This is a genomic window from Paractinoplanes atraurantiacus (assembly GCF_900215205.1).
GTDB lineage: Bacteria > Actinomycetota > Actinomycetes > Mycobacteriales > Micromonosporaceae > Actinoplanes > Actinoplanes atraurantiacus.
Genome location: NZ_OBDY01000033.1, coordinates 108,969 through 126,219 on the forward strand (window position 1 = coordinate 108,969; position 17,251 = coordinate 126,219).

Consider the following 17,251-nt stretch of genomic DNA (forward strand, 5'->3'; position numbering starts at 1 on the left):
ACGCTATCAGCGCGGCCCGGGCGGCTGAAGACGCTCGTCCAGCGCGCCCAGCACCTGGTAGAGCAGGGCCGCCGCCCGCGCCGGATGCTGATCGACGATGCGGCGGGCGCGTTCCAGCCGGGCGGCCAGATCTTTGCGGTCCGGGTCGTCAGTGGCCTCGGGGAGCGCCTCGAACGCGACGTCGGCGTCGGCCAGCAATTGGTGTACGAAACCGAGCGGCGGCCCGGATCGGCCGGTTTCACCGTTGGTCACCCGATCGGCGGTCACCAGGCCGCAGACCAGGCGATAGGCGTTGCGCCAAGCCGGCGTGCCCGCGGCGCCCGGCCCGATGTGATCCCACGACAGCGCCGCCAGCTCGGTGTATTCGATGCGGAGTTTGTCGTTGCTGGTGGTCGCGGCGGCGGTGACGAGCGTGTCGAACAGCACCGCGATGAGGTCCGGACCGCGATGCAGTGCGGACCGATCGGTGCCGGCGAAGGGGAGCTCGATCTGGTAGTCGTCCGGTCGCGCCGCAGCGGCGCCGTCCGCCGGCGGTGGCCGGACCACAGCGTGCCGCGCCGCGAGACGCGCGAGGACCCGCAGTAGATAGGCGTACGGGAGATCGGTGTTGCCGTACCGGGTGGCCAGATCGGCCACAGTGATCGCGGCGATCACCACGCTCGTGTAGTCGGACTGGTCGGCGGCCCAGGGCAGACGCTCGATCGGCCAGCGATGATCTCCGAAGGTGGCCAGGTTCGACCAGTAGAACCGGGCCAGTTCCAGCCGGAGCTGAAGCGACTGGGCGATCCGGGACTGCTCCGGGGTGAGCAGCCCGAGCAGGCGCGTGCGCGGCGACGTCAGATCGGCGATCGCGTCCATGGCCACCCACGTGAAGTACGGGTCCGGCACGGAGGCCGCCGCGCCGCCGGCCTGTGACACACCGGTCTCCGAGGTCTCGATCTGCGCCGTCCCGGCGATCACACCCCAGGTCCAGCCGCAGGCGACGTACGGCATCCGGTCGGACCCGTCCGGCGCGACGCTCCCGATGGTCATGTCCTCGAGGATCCGGGCCCGGACCTCGGCGATCTCCGACCGGTACTCGTTCAGAACGGCCTGTTCGTCGCGGTGCTCCTGGCCGATCAAGCGGCTCAGGGCGGCGCCGGAGGGCGAATCGCCGTCGAACGCGGTCACAGCGAAGCTGCGCAGCAGGCCGATCATGGCAGCGGTCAGCCGGGCGCTCGCGAGCTTCTGCAACTGGTTCACCTCGGCCAGCGCCGCGCCATCGGCGATCTCCGACCGGAACACCTGAGCGAACCCGACCGCGGCCAGTGACAGCCGCAGGCCGATGGCGAACGACTCGACACAGTCGTGCCCGGCCGTCGCCTCGTCTCCGCTCTCGAACGTCGGCGCTCCGGAGGCGTCGCGGTAGCGCATCATGTACGCGGTCTGGGCCCGGGCCAGCCGCAACGGCGCCGAATGACGGTCGCCGATAAGTTCCAGCGGCGGCAGCATCTCGTCCTCGGTCCGGTCCGGAACGTCCAGCCGATAGCGCGGCTGCTGCGTCGCCGGCCACAGGATGCAGAGCAACTGGCGGGCGTCGTCGAGGGAGTTGCTGTGATTCGGCCCGCCGAAGACGTACGCCCCGTCGTGGAACGAGAACCGGGCCACGGTTCGCCAGAGGTGGAGGATCTCCCGATGCGGCTGCAACGTCACGAAGCCGTACCCCCGTCCTCGGCCCAGCTCAGCTGCGCCGACCTGCGTTCCGCGGACGTCAGCGAGTGCCGCGGTTGCCGCGCGGCGACCGTCAGCAGCCGGTCCAGTTCGGTGCCGTGCGGCCAGGTCCGGATCATGCCCGGGTGACCGACCGTGAGACACCCCTGCTCCGTGAACGCCAGACTCGTCACCGGGCCGGGCGACGGCGGAATCGCGTACAGGAACGAGCAGTTCTCGTCCCAGAGCCGGACCGAGCCGTCTCTCGCACCGGTCGCGAACCGGCCGTCGGGCGCGAACGCGGCCACTGTGATGTCGGCGGCCTCGGTGGACGGGAGCACGTGCCGAGTGTTGTCCGGCTCAAGGACTACAACCGTGGTGCCGCTGCGCGTCATCGTCCTCCCGTCCGGCGCGGTGGCCAGCACCGGCCCGCGCTCCGTGGTGAGTCCCGGCCCGTCCCCATCGGTGCACACGATGCCGAGACTGCGGCCGTCCAGATCCCACACCCGGACCGTGCGGTCGCGCGATCCGGTGGCCAGCAGGCCGTCCGCGGCGAACACCGCCGCCGAGACCGGTCCGTCGTGCCCGGCCAGGATGTGAGGCTGCGCGGTGCGCACCACTCGCACCAAGCCATCGGCGAAACCACAGGCGAGCCGCCCGTCGGGGGCGAAGGCGAGAGCGGTCACCGCGGTGCCCGGATGCTCCGCCCGCAAGTCGGTCTTTCCGGCGGCATCCCAGACCACGACGCTGCCGTCCCGGCCGCCGGCGGCGATGTGACCACCCGGGCCGGCCGCCACCGCGAAAACGGCATCGTCGTGTCCGCGCCTGCGGCCGATCTCCCGTCCCGCCGGGTCCCAGACCACGACGGTGCCGTCCCCGCAGCCGGCGACCAGACTGCCGTCGGCCGCCGCCGCGATGGCGTAGACCGGGCTGCCGGCGGCGTGGATGACCGGCGCCTCGCGAAGATCGCGGTCCGCCACACGGACGGATCCGTCGGCCCGGCCGACGAACCAGCGGCCGTCCGGCGCACCGGCCAGCCGCACGATGCCCCAGCCCTCGAGCTGCAACTTTCCAGTGGTACGGCCGTCGAGATCACACGTGATGACAGTGCCGTCCATCGAGGCCGCCGCCAGATCGCCGTGCGGGCCATAAGCCACCGCCGTGACCGAGTCACCCAACCCGGCCGTGATCGGCACCTCGCCCCGCTCCACACTTCCGTCCTCGCAGCCCACCGCCAACCGGCCCGAACGGTCGAAGGCCAGCGAGGCGACGCCGCAGGAGTACCGCCGGGCGCGGACCAGGCCCTCGGCCAGCGTCATCTCCAGCGCGCACACGGCCAGCCGGGTCGGCGCCAGTTCGGTGCACGCGGCCAGCGCCAGGGCGAGCGCGACCTCCGGCTCCGCGGGCAGGACGGAGAACGCCTCCCGGGCCACGAGGTCGGCTCGGCGATCCAGCTCACCGGCCTGGTTACGCTGCGACTCGTCGAGGAACTCGCGAAGCTCGCCCGGCAGCCCGTGGCCATCGCCGGCCCAGGTCATCGCGTCGACCAGGCGTGCCCCGCCGATCAGGTATTCCGGGTTCCTCGCGGCGCGCAGCCAGGCACGGGCCATCGGCACCAACTCGGACAGCCGGCGCAGGTTCTCCTCGTGCGCCACCACGTGGTCGCCGAGCGGTTGCCACTGGCGCAACAGCGCCTCGTGCGCGATGTGATAGACCACCTCGTCGTCGACGGTGTCGCTGACCAGCAGGCGAGCGTCGACAAAGGCCTGGACCACCCGGCGCTGCCGGTCGCTGAGCGACGAGGACCGTACGGGCTGGCGGGTCGTCGCCCCGCCCGGGCCGACCGTCACGAACCGCAGAAGCGTGTCCAGGCAGAAGTCCAGCGTGTCGCCGCCGAGCTCCCCGACGGCCGCCTGCGCCTGCCGGGTGATCGCGCCGGACACGCCGCCACCGGCCCGGTATTCGCGCCACGTGATGTGCCGGTCCCGGGCCGCCCCGCGGTACAGATCGCTGAGCAGGTAGCTGAGCAGCGGCAAGGCGTCGCCGCCGCCCGCGTCCCGGACGATCTCGTCGACGAGTCCCTCGTCGAACTCGGTGGCGGTCAGCCGGGCCGGCTCCCGGACGACCTCGCGGATCTCCCGTGCCCCGAGCACGTTGACCATCAACGGCCGGCGGAACAGGTCGCGGCCGGGACCGTGCTGGAAGGCACCGACCGTGTCCGACCGAACCGTCGTCACGACCCGCAACCGCGGATCCCACACGAGCATCGCCTCGATGAGCGCCAGGAACGAGTGCCGGTCCTCCTCGACGCAAAGCGTGACCGCCTCCTCCAACTGGTCGACCACGAGCAGAAGACCACGCGAGCCGGAACGCAGGGTCGCCAGCGCGGCCAGCGCGGTGTCCGGCCGGGGTGGCGGATCGCCGGCCCGGGCCGCCGCCAGCACCGTGCCGGCCTCGTCTTTCAGGTCGGCGCCGAGCACCGCGGCCAGCTCACCGAGAGCGTTCGCGCCCGGCGTGAACGGCTCGACGATCCGCACGTCCGGGCCGCCCCGCAACGCCGGCAGCAGACCGGCGAGCACCAGCGACGACTTGCCCGAGCCGGAAGGCCCCACCACCGGGACGAACCGGGCCGGCGGGGCGTGCGCCTGCCGCACCCGGGAGACCAGCTCCTGAATCTCCGTCTGGCGGCCGAAGAAGACGCCGGCCCATCTCTCGGTGTACGCCAGCAGGCCCGGGTACGGATTGTCGCCGGTCCACTCCGGCCGCCTGACACCGCGGCGCCACAGATCGAAGGCGGCTTTCGCCCCCACACCGGCCAGCAGCAGGCCGCCGATCAACGGTGCGTTCTCCGAGACGGGACGCAGAACCCGCGGCCAGTGCTCGGGATCGCCGGTGACCAGATTGGTGATCAGGCCCATGCCGGTGCCGAGAAGGAAGACGCCAAATCCCGTCCGGTGGTCCCCCGATCTCGGCCGGCGCATCGGCACCTCCTGTCGCACTCATACGTTAGTGGCGGACAGTCCTTCGCCGTACCACGCAGAAGCAGGCGCCCAGGATCAGATACAAGGCGCCGAAAGAGGCCGCGGCGGTCTGTTTCGGTGGTGAGAGGTAATGCAGGGAGGCGGCACCGAGCAGGGGCACGGCGTAGCCGACCAGGATCGCCGCGATGACGGTGTCGGTGCGGGTCCAGCGGTTGGCGTGGTGGCGGCGCGCCTGGTCGGTCAGCTCGATGATGAGGGCGCCGGCGGCCAGCATCATGAGGGTGAAGGCGGCCGCGGTGGCCGCCGTGTCCGCCGGGTCGTCGAAGACGGCGGGACCGCACCCGGCGGCCAGGAAGCCGAGCAGGGCGGTGCGGGTCGCTCGCCCGTCTCGGACCGGCGTTTCGTGCTGTGAAATCGCCATACGCCGATCGTCGCATCCCACAGCCAGGGCGGGGCGCGGTCCGCGCGCATGATTCGGTCAACAGGGTCCGCGGCGCCGGCCGGCACAGAATGCCGAGAGTGTGGGGATCTATCTGCCGCGCGACATCGACACGGTTCTGCGTGCCCAGCTCGCTGAGGCGGCCGATCGCCAACGGGCAGCGGCTGGCGAGCGTGGCGAGGGCGGGACATCGGTGGCAGGCCATGTGGCTGGACGACATGCGGGCCGACCGGTTCAGTGCGTCGCTGCTGATATACAGCCTGCGCGGATCAGGGCGGAAGAGGTCACCGAGCTGGCGGCCCTCACCACCGTGCTGACGCTGCCGTCGGAGCTGTCGCCGGGCGAGCATGCCGCCGCTGTGAGCGCCAGCCGAAGTGACAGCCGGATCGCCGCGGCTCTGGCCGGCCCCTGGTGGTCTGGTGCAGGCGCTCGGGGGCGGGCCGGCCCTGGTGCGGCAATGGGAAGAGCAGGGAGGGCCGTCGTGCCCGAGCCGGCACGCCGCTGCCGGAACAGGCGTGGCGAGCCTTGATCGACCGCACCTTCACCCACGCCGAAGACGCGATGGCGGTCGGCTGGCCCGACGTCGCCGAGACCCTCTTCGGCCGGATCCGGGACACGGTCGAAGATCTCGAAGAGCCGCACCGCATGGCGCGCCGCACGATGGCGTTGACCGGGCTGCTGCAGCTGCTGACCTGCGCCGGGCGGAGGCCGGGGACCCGTACGCCGGAATGGTCTTGAACCTCAGGTCGTCCCTTCCACGTAAGGTCACCTGCATGTCGACGTGGACCGTGCCCGAGCGCCCCGAACCGCCGATCGATCCGGTCGACGAGCGGGCCGCGCTCGATGACCGCCTGGAGTTTCAGCGCACGACGCTGCTGCTGAAATGCGGTGGCCTGACGCCGGAGCAGCTGGCGACGCGGTCGGTTCCGCCGTCGGCGCTGTCGCTGCTCGGGCTGGTGCGGCACCTGTCCGCGGTCGAGGCCTGGTTCCACGATTTCGACGGCCGGCCGGACCACCATTACTTCTGGGATTACGAGCCGGGTGTGAAGGGCCGCAGCGAAAACGTCGACATCACGAGGGCCGACGACGACTTGGCGAGCTATCAGGCGAGCGTGGCCCGTTCGCGTACGGCGGTGGCGGGCCGCAGCCTCGACGAGGCAAGCGCCGACAGCGGCCACACGCTGCGCTGGATCTATTTGCACATGATCGAGGAGTACGCCCGCCACAACGGCCACGCCGACTTCCTCCGCGAACGCATCGACGGCGCCACGGGTGAATAGCGTGCCATCACTGTCCCATCAGCATTGCCGTTTGCGGAGCGACGGCGGCGAATTGGAGCTCGCCGGCTCACCGGAAGCCTTGCGCGCACTGAGCGAGCTCCTGCGCCGGTCCGCCGAACGTGTCGAGGTGCCGATAACCGGTGGAATCGTGGTGCAGGAAGTGACCGGCGGCCCATTGCTCGTCAGCCTGCGGAACGCCACCACGGTGGCCTTCTCCGGCGGTCGCGATCATCTCGACATTATTTGGGATTCGCTCGAGGGCGTGGCCGAGCAGTCCGAGACCGCCGACGAGCGGGGCGTCAACCGGCATGACCACATCGAATACCTCCCCGGCGACGGGCACCTCTCCCCCGAATCGATGCCGCTCGTCATCGTGGCCGACTGGCCGGGAGATGGGTCAGCACGAGGTGGAGCGCGGTAGCGGCGCCGATTTCGGGACTGGGGTGGCCCTTTCGGCTGTCGACCACGAAACGGCCGGGAGTTGATGTCGGGGCGACCGCGGGGCCGGTTCGGGTGAAAGGCCATTCCGCGGTGCGGCTGAAGAGCAAAGTCCAATGGCTGGTGTACGGGCGTAGCTCGCGCAGCCGTGGCTCCCGGAACGCCAATGCGAGGAAAGGGGCCAGCCGGGCGCCGATCGGGCCGGGGCGCTCACCGGACAGCCACATTCGCGCTGCGCCGTCGGCCGAGCGTCAAGTAGGCGGCGTGTTCCCGCGAACCCGGTGACAGCTTGGCTGTGCGGTCGGGTGGGCTTTCCGCCGTACGGGAAAAGGTCATGCTCTGGTGATGTTCTCCGCTTGTTGCCAGCCGTATGGCTGGGTGGGAATCCATGGGGGCGGCTGCGGCGGCGGGAATGTGCCGGGCGGGACGGTGCCGGCGATTTTGTGGCGGCGGGCCAGCAGGAGGATCACCCGGGCGTAACCCAGCAGGACCGGCAGGTCGATCACGGCCAGCTGCCACGGCATGTCGGTGGCGGTCTCGTCCAGGGTCAGGTCGCCGTAGGCGGCGGCCAGGCCGGAACCGATCAGGTTGTTCATGACGTGCAGGGCTATCGCCGCTTCCAGGCCGCCCGTGCGGATGGTCAGCCAGCCGGCGACCGCGCCGAAAACGATCAGATCGGCGAAGCCCCATGGTGTGCCCCAGCCGTGCAGGGAGGCGAAGACGATTGCCTGTACGGCGAGGGGCAGCCACGGGTTGCGGGTGCCGATCGCCTGGAGGAGCCAGCCGCGGGTCAGGTATTCCTCGGCGGCGGCCTGGAGCGGCACGACCAGCAGCAGCACCAGCATCGACACGGCGAACGGGCCCCAGCCGGCCAACGGGTCGTCGAGGCCCACGTCCTCGCCGGTGGCGGCGGCGAAGGTCATGCCGGCGCTCAGGAAGACGATGATGGCGACGGCGGCCACCGGTAGGCAGGAGAGCAGCCAGCGTCCGCGCAGGCGGCCCGTGACGGACGACAGCGTGCCGGCCGGCCGGCTCTGGATCAGCCGGGCGGCGAGCAGCGGGAACGGCAGCAGCGCGGCGATGAGCAGGAACGATGTGGCCAGGGTGGTCAGCGGGCCGAACGACGGGAGGCCGTCGGCGTCCTCGGGGCGCCCGGCGATCAGGGCGGCCACGGTGACGGCCGCGAGACCGAAGATGGCCACCGCGATGCCGCAGGCGACGATGAACAGGGTGCCGAGGACGGACTTCCACCAGCGGAAGGCGGGTGTGCGGGCGAGCCGGTGGTACGGGGTGGACGGTGCCGGGGCGATCACCATGGTCACAGTGTGGCGGGGGATGCAAATCGGGGTCCGGCGGCTGCGGTCGTTTGCAGGTTCCACCGTACTGAAGCCAAGGTCTTTGCATTGATGTCTGTCAATCATATGATCCGGCACCGGTTACGGCGGCGGCATCGAAGGTGGATCTCCGGCGAGAGCTGAACCGGTAAAGACACCTTCCCTTTTCGGTGACGGCTATGGCATTGACAGTCATAAATGCGTATCCCTATGGTCGGCCCAGGTAAGCGCTTACCTATGGCCCCTTGAGAAACCGGAAGGATCCCCCAATGCCCGCTCCCAAACTCCGTCGCCGCACCGTCCTCGCGGCGATGTCCGCCAGCGTTCTGGCGGTCGGCGGCGTCACGGTCGCCAGCCAGCTCGAAGCCTCCGCGGCCGAGAGCAGCCCGGTCGGATTCGCCAGCCTCAACGGCGGCACCACCGGCGGCTCGTCGAGCACCGTCGTCACCGTGACAAGCGCTTCCGCCCTCAAATCGGCGCTCAGCTCGAGCACCTCGCAAACGGTTCGCGTCTCCGGCCTCATCTCCATTTCCGGCATGTACAACGTGGCCTCGAACAAGACGGTCATCGGCGTCGGATCGGGCTCCGGAATCACCGGCGGCGGCCTCAACCTGTCCGGCGTGCGCAACATCATCCTGCGCAATCTGGTGTTCCGGAACGCCAGCGACGACTCGATCAACGTGCAGACGAACACCACCAACGTCTGGATCGACCACAACGACCTGGCGAACGGTTACGACGGCCTGATCGACATCAAGCGCGGCTCCGATTTCATCACCGTCTCGTGGAACCGCCTGCACGACCACGACAAGTCCATGCTGCTCGGTCACAGCGACGACAATGGTTCGCAGGACATCGGGCATCTGCGCGTGACCTACGTGCACAACTGGTTCGACGGCACCAATCAGCGCCACCCGCGCGTGCGATTCGGCAACCCCGTCCACGTGCTGAACAACTACTACAGCAACATCGGCTCGTACGGCGTGGCCTCCACCGAGAACGCCGGCGTCTTCGTCGAGCGCAACTACTTCGAGAACGTGAAGAGCCCGACCGTCACGCAGACCGGTGACTCCGCCGCCGGCAACCTGAAGGTCCTCAACAACTACAAGGTGAACTCCGGCACGGAACAGGTCCGCAACGGCGCCAGCGTCGCCGCGATCCCCTATTCCTACACCCCGGAGGCGAACAACACCGTCAAGGCGACGGTGACCGCCGGAGCCGGCACCGGCAAGATCTGACTCGCGGAAAACGCCCGCCCCCGAAGAAAGGGGCGGGCGTTTCCCCGTGCCGGATGATGACCGAGTGGACTCCTATGTCGAGCGGTCCCCGCAGCCGGAGCTGGCGGACGCCGTACGAACGGTCTGGACGCAGCGCACCGGCCCGGCGCCGCATGTGCAGCGGCACCTGCCCACGGGCGGCGTCGAGCTCCACGTCCGGATCGGCGGCCACACCCAGCTGCTCGGGCCCCTGACCGGGCCGATGATCGAGGTCATCCCACCGCACACCGTCGTCGTGGGGGTGCGCTTCTGGCCGGGAACCCCGCCGCCCCTGCCGGCACCGATGGACGACCTGGTCGATCGGCGCGTGACCCTGGACGGCCGCTACACCGGCTCATCCGAGCACGTGCTCATGGCTCTGCAACGCCACCTTCTGCATGAGTTCCGCCGCGCCGCTCACGCCGATCCGCTCATGTGGGAGACGGTCAGGGCCCTGATGCCGGGGCGCTCCATCGCCATCGACGGCCTGGCCGACCGCCTGGGGCTCTCCGCCAGCCAGCTCCGCCGCAGGTGCCTGCAAGCCGTGGGCCTGAGCCCCAAGGCCCTGCAGCGAACCCTGCGGTTCCAGGGGTTCCTGGCCCTGGCCCAGGCCGGAGCGGACGGCGTCGCCGACCTGGCGGCCCAGGCCGGGTACGCCGACCAGCCGCACCTGAACCGCGAATGCCTGCGCCTGACCGGCCTCACCCCGCGGCAGCTGCTCGGCGGCCCCGTCGACCGCTGCGCCTGCGGGCACGACCACTCCGCCTCGTACCGGCCGTTCCTGGCGCTGTGCGCGTTTCGTTCAAGACAGCCCGCCTAGCTTGGAAGACATGACAAAGGTGTTCAGCGCCCTGACGGTGTCCGCGGACGGCTACATCACCGGCCGCGACCCCGGCTCCGGGCGCGGCCTCGGCGACGCCCCGACCTTGTTCGACTGGTACTTCAACGGCGACACCCCCAGCCGCGTCTTCGACGGCTTCCGCCTGAGCGAGCCCAGCGCCCGCGTCTTCGACACCGCCGCCGCCCGCGTGGGCGCCACACTGTGCGGCCGCAACACGTACGACGACTCCGGCTGGCTGACCGGCGGCACGCCCCAGGCCGGCGTGCCCCTGGTCGTGCTGAGCCACCGCCCGATCCCGGCGATGAGCGACCCCCACCAGACGCTGGTCACCACCGGCATCGAGGACGCGGTGGCCACGGCCCGCAAACTCGCCGGCGACAAGGACGTGGCCCTCATGGGCGGCGGCGTCACCAGCGCCGCCCTGACGGCCGGTCTGGTCGACGAGCTGATCCTGCACCAGGTTCCCGTCCTGCTGGGCGCCGGCCGCCCGTACTTCCAGGCACTTCCCGCCCACATCGAGCTGCGCCTGGTCGAGGCGGTCCCCGCGCCCGGCGTCACCCATCTGCACTACGAGGTCCTGCGATGACAATTGATTCGGCCGTACGCGACGTCCTGGACTCCCCGTCGTTCGCGCACCTGGCCACCGTGCTCCCCGACGGCTCCCCCCACACCACCCCGGTGTACGTGGGCACGCACGGCGACCACATCGTCTTCTTCACCGGCCCGGCAACCCGAAAGGCGAGAAACCTGCGGCGCGATCCCCGCGTGGCCCTCTCCATCACGCCGCCGGGAAACCCGTTCGCCCCCGTCGTGATCCGCGGCAACGTCATCGAGTGGATAGAGGGAGACGAGGCCTGGCAGATCATCGACCGCCTGGTGGCCAAATACACCGACCACCCCTACCCCCGCGACCATCCACGCGTCGTCGGCGTGATCGAGCCCAGCCACTGAACATCCGAAGCGTTCATCAGCCGCGCAACCGCGCCTTTGACGAATCGGACTTCCTCCTGCGGAACCGCCAGCTCAACCGATCCGCCCGGCGTCTCGCAGCGCAGGACAGTCAAGTCACCGCTGAGAAACCAGTGCTCCCACGCCCTCAGAGCACGTTGCTCAACGATCCGAAGGGGCATCAAGACGATCGGGCGTCGCCGTACCGCACGCAACCGGTCCGCGACCCACGCCAGGTCGTCGTCACGGACACGGATATAGCCATGCCGCCAGCGGCCGCCGACCCCGCCCCTCGAGCGATCGCGGTATGCCGCCATCACCAGCCGCTCGTCCCGCGGCCCTCGGCGAGCGAATCGCCCAAGCTTGTCGCCGATCCAGGAACCGGCGGCATCGGCAACGAACTCCCCCACGAGGCCGAACACGCACCCAGGGTACGGGCAACCATGTTCGCCGTCGGTTGCTACGACGGAAAGCGGCGCCAACCCGCGGGGCGCGCCAGGATGATGGCCGCCGTTCCGACCGGGCCCCACAGGCTGGGGACGAACCACGGGCGGTGATCGAGGCACTTGCGGCGGACCAACCACTGGTTCAGCGGATAGAAGGCCGCGATCGTCGCCAGCCAGGCCAACCAGCCGAGAACTTCTCTCATCGCCACCTCCCGTTCCAGATCGACAACGACGGTGGTGCACGCTACGACAGGCTCACGCTGACGTTCTGGTCGGTGGTCAGGTCGACCCGGCAGGTGTCGCCGGCGTTCTGCTCGCAACCCTCCGCCGTCGCCCCGCACGTAACTGGCGGTCAGCGTCACCTCGGCTCCTGTGAAGGCGGCGCTGCACTCCGAGCCGCAGTCGATGCCCGCCGGGTCGCTCGTCACCGTGATTCCCGGGCCCGCGTCGACGGTCAGCGTGTGGTCCTCCGGCGGGGTGCCGCCGGTGCCCTTGCCGGTGAGGGTGACTCTGGTGCCGGTGTCCGGTTTCGGGAGGTTTTGGTGGATCACCAGCGTGGCCGATCGTTCCCCCGCGCCGGAGGGCTCGAACCCCACCGTCACCGTGCAGGTGTCGACGTCGTCGGGGCCTCTCGCCGGGCCGAGTGAGCGGTTCGCGCATGACTCACCGACACGGAAGTCGTCGCTGTCGGGGCCGGTCACGTTGATGCGGCCGATCCTCAGTTCGCCCTTGCCGGTGCTCTTGACGGTGATCTGTCCGCAGCCGTTCTCCGTGCAGGTGAGGGCCGACGGCTCCACCTCGATCGCCGGCTGTCTGCGCTCGACCACCTTGATGTACACGATCGTCTTCTTCTCGACCTCCTGAACGGCGGCCGCCTCCTTGCCCGACACCTCTTCGCGGGCCAGGGTCATGCAGTCCTTCACGTATTGCAGGGCGGCCGCGCTGTCCTCGGTCCACGACCGTGAATACGCCGCCTTGAACGTGGTGAACGCCGCCGCCGGCACGGTGGCGCCCGCCTCGATCTTCTCGGTCAGGTTCTTGTCCTTGGCGTCGACACACCGCACGTACGAAGCCGTCAGATGGGGTAGGCATTTGCCGTTGTAGTCCTCGGAGCCCGCCGGGCAGGCCGCATCCTTCTGGCAGGCCGACGAGAAGGCCATCGGCAGCAGGAGCACGAGCACCGCCACGGGACGCATACCACGAGCCCACGCCCGCGACGGCGGCGAGTCAAAGGCTTCGACCGCAATCCGACACGGCAAGAAGAGGCACGACGAAAACAGGCACGACGAAAAGAGGGGCGCGGCGCGCCCCTCTTTTGCGTGAAACCGAAGGCTTCTACTCCACGAGCTCCGGCGACAGGTCCGGCTGCGAGCGGAGGTGGCGGTTGTTGCGCGGCTCCTGGCGGGTCTTGGCGTCGTCCAGCTTGCGGCGCAGGTCGTCGCGCACGTCGTGCAGGGCGGCGCTCAGGTCCTCCTCGGTGGAGGTGGTGACGATCTTCTGGCGGCCGGCGATCCAGCATTCCAGCGTGACCTTCTGGCCCGGCGCGTCACGGTCCTTGACCATGACCTCCAGCTCGGTGGAGTCGGCGTGGAAACCGGCCAGGCGGCTGTCGAGCGTGACGAACTGCTCGGCGATCCAGTTGCGGTCGCCCTGCGAGAAACCGGCGCCGACGCGCAGGCATTCACCCACGGTGGCGGGATTGTTCACCGCTGTCATCACAACTCCCTCGTTGAGACTCTGCCTTCCGTGAAGATCCCTTCCCCGGTCCGGGCGGGCTTGAAACGCCCGAATCGGGCGAGAGAGCGGGGAGAAAAAGGCTCGCGTACCTTGCTTGCGTGATCACGCATGCCCGGTGGACCAGTCAGCGCTGGTTCGCGTCCGTCCTCATCGCCATGGTGGCGCTCATCGCCGTGGCCGCTGTGGTCGGTGCGGAGCTCCTCTCCCGTACGACCGAGGTCTCCGACCGTCTCAACGACCGGATCGCGCCGGCCCGCACCGCCGTGGCCGAGCTGACCGCCGCCGTCGTCGGGCAGGAGACGGGTGTACGGGGTTTCGTGCTCAGCGGCGAGCAGCAGTTCCTCGAGCCGTACGAGCAGGGCCGGGCCGACGAGACCCGCCTCGTCGGGCAGCTCCGCGACCTGCTGGACGGCCACCAGGAGGCCCTGAACGACCTGGATCTGGTCGAGCAGCGGATGGCCTCCTGGCGTGACACCGCCGCCGAGCCTCTGGTCCAGGCCCGCCGCGACGATCTCGCCCTGGTCACCCAGAGCAAGACCGCCTTCGACGCCGTCCGGGCCCCGCTGGCCGATCTGGATCAGCGCCTGGTCGCGCTGCGGGCCCAGGGCCGCGAGGATCTGACCGACAGCCGCAGTCTGCGCAACACCGCCTTCCTCGGCCTGGTCGTCGCCTTGTTGCTGCTCATCGCCTCCATCGCCGTCCTGCTGCGGGTCGTCGTGCTGCGCCCGCTCAACGAGCTCAGCGCCTCGGTGCGCCGGGTCGCCGGCGGCGAGTTCGGGCATCGGGTCACCCCGCGCGGGCCGTCCGACGTGGCCCGGCTGGCCGAGGACGTGGAGGCGATGCGCGGCAAGCTGGCCGACAGCCTGGCCGCCAGCCAGCAGCAGGCGGCCGAGCTGCACCGGTCGAACGCCGACCTGGAGCAGTTCGCCTACGTCGCCTCGCACGACCTGCAGGAGCCGCTGCGCAAGGTGGCCTCGTTCTGCCAGATGTTGCAGCGCCGCTACGCCGGGCAGCTCGACGACCGGGCGCAGCAGTACATCGGTTTCGCCGTCGACGGCGCCACCCGCATGCAGCAGCTGATCAACGATCTGCTGGCGTTCTCCCGGATCGGCCGGATGTACGACGAGCGGGAGCCGGTCGACCTGGACGCGATCGTGGGCCGGGTCGAGGACACTCTCGCTCTGACGATCGAGGAGACCGGGGCCGAGGTGGTACGGCCGAAGCTGCCGACCGTGCCCGGCGACGCCACCCTGATGACGCAGTTGTGGCAGAACCTGCTCGGCAACGCCATCAAGTTCCGCCGCACCGACGTGCCTCCGCGGGTGGTCATCACCGTCGACGAGGACGAGGACAAGTACACGTTCTCCGTGCAGGACAACGGCATCGGCATCGAGCCCGAGTTCGCCGAGAAGATCTTCGTGATCTTCCAGCGGCTGCATCCGCGCGACGTCTACACCGGCACCGGCATCGGCCTGGCCATCTGCAAGAAGATCGTCGAACACCACGGCGGGCAGATCTGGCTGGCCACCGATTCCACCGAGGGCGCCCGCTTCGAGTTCAGCCTCATGAAATGAGTCGAGTCAAGGGTGGCGGTGGGGTGGTTGGAGGGGATGACAAAGTAAGAACTGCTTCCTGTACGGCGTTTCGCCCGCCCTCCTTCGCCTGGTAGAGCGCGTCGTCGGCCCGGGACAGCAGCTGCTCGACGGTCTCCTGGCCGTCCCACGTGGCGTACCCGATCGAGCACGTCTCGGCCCCCGGCGTCGCCGCACGCACCCGGTCCAGCACCTGGGCCGCGTCCGGCGCCGGGCAGTCGGGCAGGGCCATCGCGAACTCCTCGCCGCCCCACCGCGCGATCAGGTCGCTGTCGCGCAGCGCCTCGGTGAAGGCGGCCGCCGTGAGCCGCAGCAGCTCGTCGCCGGCCGGGTGCCCGTAGGTGTCGTTGTAGCGCTTGAAGTGGTCGAGGTCGGCGATGGCCACGGTCAGCGGATCCCCGGTGCGGCGGGCCTGCGCGACCAGCCGGGGCAGCTGGGCCTGCCAGGCGCGGCGGTTGGCCAGCCCGGTCAGGGTGTCGGTGTAGGCCATCCGCTCCAGGTGGCGCAGCAGCTGCTCGTGTTCCAGGGCGAGCGCCGTCTCGTCGGCCAGTAGGGCCACGGCCCGGGCCCGCCGGTCGCCGACGTCGTGGAGCCGGTGGGTCCACGACACGCAGAGCACGGCGATGACCGTGCCGTCGGCGATGACCGGCTGCCACAGCAGCGACCGGGCCCGGGTCAGTTCGAGCAGGGCCGGTGAGACGATCGGGTCGGCCGCCGGGTCGGCCCGGAAGACCGGCTCGCCGGTGCGGTAGACCTGCGCGCTCATCGAGGTCAGGGCCAGCGAGATGCGGGTGCCGACCAGGTGCCGGCCCGACGCCGCGGTGATCACCAGCTCCTCGGTGGCGCTGACCGGCTCCATCAGCATGACGCCGTCCGAGCCGGCGAGCTCGCGGACCGCGTTGACGATGTTGGTGCGCGCGTCCTCGCCCGTACGGATGCGACGGGCGACCCCGGCCACGGCGGTCAGCAGCCGCTCGGAGTCGCGCGTGGCGCGTTCGGCCTGGTAGCGCGCCGTGACGTCCTGCATCTGCACGAGGATGAGATCGGCGCCGGTGCGGCTGAGCGTGATCCACACCCAGCGTGTGTCGTCGTCGGGACGGCAGAAGCGGACCTCCATGCGGGCCACGCCGTCGGTGGCCGCCCCGATGCGGCGGGTGATCTCGTCGAGGTCGAAGCGGTCGTCCGGGTGGGCGTGGGCGAAGACATCGGCCCCGACCACCTCGTCCTGCTCGCGGGCGAGCAGGCGGCACAGGGCCGGGTTGACCGTGATGAACCGGCCGTCGGGCCCGGACAGGCCGATGCCCGCCGGTGACGCCTCGAAGATGCCGCGGAAACGTTCGGCCGCCGCCGTCAGCTCGTCGCGCATGGCCCGGATCTGCCGTTGCCGGCGGATCAGGCTCATCCGCAGCAGTGTTCCCATGGTCAGTGCGAGGCCGAACTGGATCGAATAGTAGGTCAGCTCCTCGGTGTGCAGGCCGCTGCGCAGCAGCACGGCGACGATCCAGCCGGCGGTGGCGGTGGCCGCGGCCGCGATCGCGATGCCGGTCGAGCTGACGGCCACGCCGAGCCCCACCATGATCAGCATCAGCATGCTGGTCTGGTGCAGCTCGCCGGTCACGTACAGCGGCACCAGCCCGTTGAGCACCGGGATGAAGCCGAACAGGCTCAGCAGGGCCGGCCGGCGTCCCTGGCGGGGCCGCCGCGTGAGGGCGGCGCCGATGGCCAGGACGGCGGCGCTGCCCCAGGCGAACCCGGACAGGACGATCTGCTCGGTGCCGTCGAGGACCAGGACATCGACGACGGCCAGGAGCAGGAAGAAGGCCGCCAGGGACCCCAGCACCCATCTCGTGCTGCCGGTGTCCAGCGACCGCGTCACAACTACCAGGTCGGCAGCGGATCCCGATTACTGACTCAATAACGGAACCGGGACACGAGAGCGCTCAGATCGGTCGACATGGTGGCCAGTTCGGCCGTGGCCTCCCGCGATCGGGCGATGCCCTCGGTGGTGCGCCGGGCGGCGTCGGCCACGCCGCTGATGTTCTCGGCGATCTGGCCGGTGCCGGTGGCCGCCTCGCCGACGCTGCGGTTCATCTCGGCCGTGGTGGCCGTCTGCTCCTCGACGGCCGAGGCGATCGTGGTCTGGAAGTCGCTGATCCGGGCGATGACCCGGCTGATCTCCTCGATCGCGGTGACCGCTCCCCCGGTGTCGGCCTGGATCGTCTCGACCCGGGCCGAGATGTTCTCGGTGGCCCGGCCGGTCTCCTGGGCCA

Annotated in this window: 17 protein-coding genes and 1 pseudogene; 8 read left to right on the forward strand and 10 right to left on the reverse strand. The window is 70.2% G+C overall.

Annotated features, from left to right (window positions below; translation table 11 throughout):
* Positions 1-6: 6 nt before the first annotated feature.
* From CRP55_RS44030 to CRP55_RS44040, 3 genes are read right to left on the reverse strand one after another with little or no spacing between them, the layout of a single operon-like run.
* Positions 7-1,692: an SCO2524 family protein gene (locus CRP55_RS44030; RefSeq protein WP_097328017.1), complete on the reverse strand. Its 1,686-nt coding sequence runs from the start codon at positions 1,690-1,692 to the stop codon at positions 7-9.
* Positions 1,689-4,670 (reverse strand): AAA family ATPase, encoded by a 2,982-nt coding sequence (locus CRP55_RS44035; protein WP_143235364.1) that lies wholly within the window; start codon positions 4,668-4,670, stop codon positions 1,689-1,691. The genes CRP55_RS44030 and CRP55_RS44035 overlap by 4 nt, the downstream gene beginning before the upstream one ends.
* Positions 4,671-4,695: 25 nt before the next feature.
* Positions 4,696-5,091 carry a hypothetical protein gene (locus CRP55_RS44040; RefSeq protein WP_097328020.1) on the reverse strand — a complete coding sequence of 132 codons (396 nt, stop codon included), beginning with the start codon at positions 5,089-5,091 and terminating at the stop codon, positions 4,696-4,698.
* Positions 5,092-5,634: 543 nt separating this feature from the next.
* Here CRP55_RS44040 and CRP55_RS44045 point away from each other — a divergent pair.
* The 3 genes from CRP55_RS44045 to CRP55_RS44055 are packed head-to-tail and all read left to right on the forward strand — an operon-like array spanning position 5,635 to position 6,810.
* Positions 5,635-5,847: a hypothetical protein gene (locus CRP55_RS44045; RefSeq protein WP_097328021.1), complete on the forward strand. Its 213-nt coding sequence runs from the start codon at positions 5,635-5,637 to the stop codon at positions 5,845-5,847.
* 35 nt (positions 5,848-5,882) lie between these two features.
* The gene (locus CRP55_RS44050) at positions 5,883-6,389 is read left to right on the forward strand and encodes a DinB family protein (RefSeq protein ID WP_097328023.1); all 507 of its coding nucleotides are present in this window, start codon (positions 5,883-5,885) and stop codon (positions 6,387-6,389) included.
* Between the two features lie 31 nt (positions 6,390-6,420).
* Positions 6,421-6,810: an Imm32 family immunity protein gene (locus CRP55_RS44055; RefSeq protein WP_097328025.1), complete on the forward strand. Its 390-nt coding sequence runs from the start codon at positions 6,421-6,423 to the stop codon at positions 6,808-6,810.
* On the opposite strand, the gene CRP55_RS56405 is transcribed toward CRP55_RS44055, so the two are convergent.
* Together CRP55_RS56405 and CRP55_RS44060 are read right to left on the reverse strand one after the other, a co-directional pair.
* Positions 6,758-7,054, reverse strand: a complete 297-nt coding sequence (locus tag CRP55_RS56405) for a DUF6193 family natural product biosynthesis protein (protein ID WP_369076914.1) — start codon at positions 7,052-7,054, stop codon at positions 6,758-6,760. The two genes, CRP55_RS44055 and CRP55_RS56405, sit on opposite strands and share 53 nt — an antisense overlap.
* A gap of 105 nt (positions 7,055-7,159) precedes the next feature.
* Positions 7,160-8,143 carry a CPBP family intramembrane glutamic endopeptidase gene (locus CRP55_RS44060; protein ID WP_179855607.1) on the reverse strand — a complete coding sequence of 328 codons (984 nt, stop codon included), beginning with the start codon at positions 8,141-8,143 and terminating at the stop codon, positions 7,160-7,162.
* Between the two features lie 287 nt (positions 8,144-8,430).
* On the opposite strand from CRP55_RS44060, the gene CRP55_RS44065 reads away from it, so the two are divergent.
* The 4 genes from CRP55_RS44065 to CRP55_RS44080 all read left to right on the forward strand — a co-directional run bounded on the left by CRP55_RS44065 (position 8,431) and on the right by CRP55_RS44080 (position 11,209).
* The gene (locus CRP55_RS44065; protein WP_097328029.1) at positions 8,431-9,399 is read left to right on the forward strand and encodes a pectate lyase family protein; all 969 of its coding nucleotides are present in this window, start codon (positions 8,431-8,433) and stop codon (positions 9,397-9,399) included.
* 64 nt (positions 9,400-9,463) lie between these two features.
* A complete protein-coding gene (locus CRP55_RS44070; RefSeq protein WP_097328031.1) occupies positions 9,464-10,237 on the forward strand; it encodes a helix-turn-helix transcriptional regulator in 774 nt (257 codons plus the stop codon).
* A 10-nt stretch (positions 10,238-10,247) separates the two neighbouring features.
* On the forward strand, positions 10,248-10,844 hold the full coding sequence (locus CRP55_RS44075; protein ID WP_097328033.1) for a dihydrofolate reductase family protein: 597 nt from the start codon (positions 10,248-10,250) through the stop codon (positions 10,842-10,844).
* A complete protein-coding gene (locus tag CRP55_RS44080) occupies positions 10,841-11,209 on the forward strand; it encodes a PPOX class F420-dependent oxidoreductase (protein WP_097328035.1) in 369 nt (122 codons plus the stop codon). The genes CRP55_RS44075 and CRP55_RS44080 overlap by 4 nt, the downstream gene beginning before the upstream one ends.
* Here CRP55_RS44080 and CRP55_RS44085 read toward each other — a convergent pair.
* The 3 genes from CRP55_RS44085 to CRP55_RS44095 form a co-directional block, all read right to left on the reverse strand.
* On the reverse strand, positions 11,158-11,628 hold the full coding sequence (locus tag CRP55_RS44085) for a DUF2550 family protein (RefSeq protein WP_097328037.1): 471 nt from the start codon (positions 11,626-11,628) through the stop codon (positions 11,158-11,160). The genes CRP55_RS44080 and CRP55_RS44085 overlap by 52 nt on opposite strands.
* 38 nt (positions 11,629-11,666) lie before the next feature.
* Entirely contained in the window at positions 11,667-12,848 is a 1,182-nt protein-coding gene (locus tag CRP55_RS44090; protein ID WP_143235366.1) for a hypothetical protein, read from the reverse strand.
* Positions 12,849-12,987: 139 nt separating this feature from the next.
* A complete protein-coding gene (locus tag CRP55_RS44095; RefSeq protein ID WP_097328041.1) occupies positions 12,988-13,368 on the reverse strand; it encodes an HPF/RaiA family ribosome-associated protein in 381 nt (126 codons plus the stop codon).
* Between the two features lie 119 nt (positions 13,369-13,487).
* On the opposite strand from CRP55_RS44095, the gene CRP55_RS44100 reads away from it, so the two are divergent.
* Positions 13,488-14,963: a sensor histidine kinase gene (locus CRP55_RS44100; protein ID WP_097328044.1), complete on the forward strand. Its 1,476-nt coding sequence runs from the start codon at positions 13,488-13,490 to the stop codon at positions 14,961-14,963.
* On the opposite strand, the gene CRP55_RS44105 is transcribed toward CRP55_RS44100, so the two are convergent.
* Both CRP55_RS44105 and CRP55_RS44110 read right to left on the reverse strand, forming a co-directional pair.
* Positions 14,953-16,857, reverse strand: coding sequence for a GGDEF domain-containing protein (locus CRP55_RS44105; protein ID WP_245923745.1), 1,905 nt, complete (start codon positions 16,855-16,857; stop codon positions 14,953-14,955). The two genes, CRP55_RS44100 and CRP55_RS44105, sit on opposite strands and share 11 nt — an antisense overlap.
* Before the next feature lie 35 nt (positions 16,858-16,892).
* Positions 16,893-17,251, reverse strand: a pseudogene (locus CRP55_RS44110) (methyl-accepting chemotaxis protein); the annotation flags it as partial.

Coding starts and splice junctions, on each gene's coding strand:
- CRP55_RS44090 (WP_143235366.1), bottom strand. CDS start 12,848: ATGCGTCCCGTGGCGGTGCTCGTGCTCCTGCTGCCGATGGCCTTCTCG.
- CRP55_RS44080 (WP_097328035.1), top strand. CDS start 10,841: ATGACAATTGATTCGGCCGTACGCGACGTCCTGGACTCCCCGTCGTTC.
- CRP55_RS44095 (WP_097328041.1), bottom strand. CDS start 13,368: ATGACAGCGGTGAACAATCCCGCCACCGTGGGTGAATGCCTGCGCGTC.
- CRP55_RS44065 (WP_097328029.1), top strand. CDS start 8,431: ATGCCCGCTCCCAAACTCCGTCGCCGCACCGTCCTCGCGGCGATGTCC.
- CRP55_RS44075 (WP_097328033.1), top strand. CDS start 10,248: ATGACAAAGGTGTTCAGCGCCCTGACGGTGTCCGCGGACGGCTACATC.
- CRP55_RS44060 (WP_179855607.1), bottom strand. CDS start 8,143: ATGGTGATCGCCCCGGCACCGTCCACCCCGTACCACCGGCTCGCCCGC.
- CRP55_RS44040 (WP_097328020.1), bottom strand. CDS start 5,091: ATGGCGATTTCACAGCACGAAACGCCGGTCCGAGACGGGCGAGCGACC.
- CRP55_RS56405 (WP_369076914.1), bottom strand. CDS start 7,054: ATGTGGCTGTCCGGTGAGCGCCCCGGCCCGATCGGCGCCCGGCTGGCC.
- CRP55_RS44050 (WP_097328023.1), top strand. CDS start 5,883: ATGTCGACGTGGACCGTGCCCGAGCGCCCCGAACCGCCGATCGATCCG.
- CRP55_RS44035 (WP_143235364.1), bottom strand. CDS start 4,670: ATGCGCCGGCCGAGATCGGGGGACCACCGGACGGGATTTGGCGTCTTC.